Origin of the sequence: Geofilum rubicundum JCM 15548 (assembly GCF_000974365.1) — a bacterium.
GTDB classification, from domain to species: domain Bacteria; phylum Bacteroidota; class Bacteroidia; order Bacteroidales; family Marinilabiliaceae; genus Geofilum; species Geofilum rubicundum.
Genome location: NZ_BAZW01000117.1, coordinates 1 through 3,582, shown reverse-complemented (window position 1 = coordinate 3,582; position 3,582 = coordinate 1). Strand labels below are relative to the sequence as shown.

Here is a 3,582-nt window from a genome sequence, read left to right as displayed (position 1 = left end):
TGGACGTTACCGGCAACTTAAACGGAAGACAACATAGACTGGAATTAATTAACGCGTGAGTTCATGGTCCTGCTAAAAATGAAGACACCAAAGAGATACTTTTGGCCCCCGCTGATAAAAAGGAGACAAACAAAACGTTCATTGATAATACGATAATCACCTTGAATCTGGCACTGAGCGACAAGTATCAACGATAATGGAAGCTGCCAGTATTAATATGCTCCTATCAGTCAGTATTTAAAATACAGTTGGTCGGTACAGACAAGCACTACGTTATGGAAACATTGTTCCATACCTCAAAACAATTCCAGGCCATAAAAATTATTGCCATACAGACTATTGTTTCTGCTGGTAGACAAGAAGGTAGGATTTAATAAATCGAACTATGCCATAAATATTAAAAGAGCTCTGCCTGGTCAATAGTCTTTAACGGCAGACAAGAACGAAATCGCAAATAGTTCATATGTATTAGGAGGTCCGCATCTACGAAAGCCATTCGAAATTAACTGTGTAGTTGATAGGCAGAAAATTTTTCCTGCTGCCTGACAAGAAAGTGCTTAATCAAGAAGGTGTATCAATTGTAGGAAATTCAGTAACGGCAGACTATTACGACAAGACTGTATGCTGTTAAAGCTCAAGTTGCAAATGAAAAGCAGTATTTCCCGACTCACAATTTGCAGAAAATTCATATTTTCACAAGAAAGTTTTTAACACACAGACAGACACTGAAATCGCCTTTGCGGACAAGTTGTAACGGGGTGAAAATATTGTATATAGCAGAAAACCACTGCCTGACGACCAATCATTAAGCAGCCGGTAACACGCGTTATAGTGCATGGCTAAATACTGCATTATCAGAAACTTTCGCTCACAAACGGTCATTCTTAACGGCCAGAAAATGTATACCAAGAAGATTAGCCACGCACCATATCGCTGGACGTTATGCGGCAGCTTAAAAGACTCTACATGAGATATTTTCATAATAATAACCATTAAAAACTAAAACATGCAAATTGGAGACATTAACGTAGTAGAATCTATCATCAATACAGAGATTCGACTCGCAGTATTAGAGAGAGCATTTGACTTTGTACTGAGCAATAATTATTCCTTGACAAAGCCAAATCAACAGGACATAGAAAATTTCAGAAAACAGGCTCTAAAGGACTTGCAGACACGGTATCCGAACATGGGGATACAGGCCAAGTAAATGACACGATTAATTGAGAATTAATAATTGTCTTCATTCTCAATTAGTGAACTAATAATGTTGCTATCAGGACAATACAAAGTAGGAGTATTCTTGCTTCTACTTTGTGTGTTTTTTGACTTTAAAAAATTCATTTTTTTTGTGTATTAATTATAATTGATTTGAATAAAAGCCGACCGCATAACATCATGTATAAAATATTGGGGGTATAGTGGTTACTTGAACCTTTCTGCCCCGCATCAAATTTTGTAACGGCAGACAATAACGACGCTCGCAAGCCCCCAACAATTTCATACATGTGACCGTTGTAGGGCATAAAGACACGCTACATGAACAAAATAACATTTATAATATTAACCATTCAGATTTCTTCGTGTGGATTCGTACCTGAACCACATAGTGTTCCTTTGCAATATGAGGAGGCTGAGAAACTTTTGAACGATTTTAAGACTTATGGGAAGATTTATGAAATGGATGATTGTTCTCGAAGTCAAAAGTATCTGAATGGATATGCGATAAGAATGGAAAAGAAACTTGATTCTTCTAAATATGTTGTTTTTTTTCCTGATGATTCCAATGCAGTTGTTCCGTCAAGATTAAATGATTATCCTGAATATTACATGGAGATATTAAGTCAACATGATATTGATAGTTCTAAGTTTCATGATTTTAGAGATAGACTTGAGAAAACTAAACTGAGGACATATGAGAATGTTGACTCGTTTAGCATTTTCATTGTTGATGGATTTCTAGATGGCATTTGGGGATTCTTCCATGTGACAGATACGACATTGGTGCCATCAGAACAATTCAATATTGGCGACCATACGATTTCATATAAAGAAAGAGTAAAAGGTAATTGGTATAAGTTTGGAGGTAGTTGATAATTGATTTATGAATTATGGCACATAAACAAAAGGGACAATTAACAACATCGGGAGAATGGGCAAAACATTTACGAGGATTTCTAAAGAGACAATTTTGGAAAGGTGAAAGAAGTGCAGAAAAATCAATGATTAGTGAAGAATTAGAAACCTTATCACAATTGACTTACAATGATTATGAAGTCTATAAATTTGATAATAAATTGATAAGTGGTTTCAAACTTGAAAAAGTTGATTCAGATTCTGACTCATGGAGAACTTTTTATAAATCTTCAGATTCGAACTGGATTACTTTTTATCCTTTTAGCGAATATCATGGAGGAGGTCAACAATATATCATTAAGATAGGATTGGATGATATTGAGCAGTGGATTGACAACAACTTTAATTTTGAAAAAGAAATAAGAAACTTGATTGAGAATGAATAAATTACGCCCTACAACAATGTATATACAAAATAGGCGTGCTAGTGGTATATTCAGCGGTTGTAGCCCGCTCCAACTTCATCTTGGCTTGATAGGATTGAAGCTCGCAATCGCCTACTTCGTATATACTAAACGTTAACGCCAAACCCAGAAAAAACCTTCGGTTCTGGCCAAGGTGTTTATAAGGGACAGAAAATAAGCCTGATTGGATAGAATTATTTAATGCTTGACGAAAAGGGGTATCGGCAGACAATGATTTAGTTCAAAAAGGAAATCAGTAGGAATCTGCAATTTCGGTAGATAAGTATCCAGATTTGGCATCAGTTTGTTGATATCATGAAAAATGAATACCCAAGGTACGGCTCCGGTAGAAACTGCCTGAAATCATGGGTGCCCTTCGATATAGAGTGCAGTGATTAATAAGGTTTAACGAAATTGAAGTCGGCAGACTAAAATTGGGTTTATAAAGGTAATCTGCTAGACCCAGCAATTTCGGAAGACAAGAATTCAGAAGCGTTATCAGGTTGTCGAAAGACAGGAAAAATGAAGACCCAAGGTGCGGTGCCGGTAGAAACTGCCTGAAATATAATATGACCTTCGAATAGAATCTGAAAATCCTGGCTCGGTGATTAGCGTTGTTGACCAGACAAAGTGGATTAAGGAAAGCAAATCACGGGTGACATGTTTCTGCCCGACACGAGATTTATATGAGTGTTACTTTGTGTGAATCAAGCGTTACGAGGTTAAAAAAGTGCTGAATCTGTAGAAGCATAAAGGAAGCAAGATTTTGAGACAAGCATCATCATTTGAAGGTAGTTTCAAACAACTCGCCGACCCTGATGAATAGTTTGAAATTGCCTTGTAGACATATTATTATCTACAGATTGTATGCCAGGCCTGAGGATAAAGAATAAGGGTCAGGCGTTAACATCATGTATAAAATATTGGGGGTTTATGTGTGTATAGGCCACTCCGTTCCCCGTAGCAAATTTCTTAACGGCAGACAATAACGACGCTCGCAAGCCCCCATCATTTCATACATGTGGCGTTAACGCCAAACCCA

The 3,582-nt window shown here is 37.0% G+C and carries 2 protein-coding genes; both read left to right on the top strand.

The genetic code is table 11. The features are described 5' to 3' along the window. The first annotated feature begins 1,539 nt into the window (after positions 1–1,539). Positions 1,540–2,094 (top strand): hypothetical protein, encoded by a 555-nt coding sequence (locus JCM15548_RS20090; protein WP_062128966.1) that lies wholly within the window; start codon positions 1,540–1,542, stop codon positions 2,092–2,094. Between the two features lie 17 nt (positions 2,095–2,111). Continuing rightward, the gene (locus JCM15548_RS20085; RefSeq protein WP_157483022.1) at positions 2,112–2,522 is read left to right on the top strand and encodes an Imm27 family immunity protein; all 411 of its coding nucleotides are present in this window, start codon (positions 2,112–2,114) and stop codon (positions 2,520–2,522) included. Positions 2,523–3,582 lie beyond the last annotated feature (1,060 nt).

Coding starts and splice junctions, on each gene's coding strand:
- JCM15548_RS20090 (WP_062128966.1), top strand. CDS start 1,540: ATGAACAAAATAACATTTATAATATTAACCATTCAGATTTCTTCGTGT.
- JCM15548_RS20085 (WP_157483022.1), top strand. CDS start 2,112: ATGGCACATAAACAAAAGGGACAATTAACAACATCGGGAGAATGGGCA.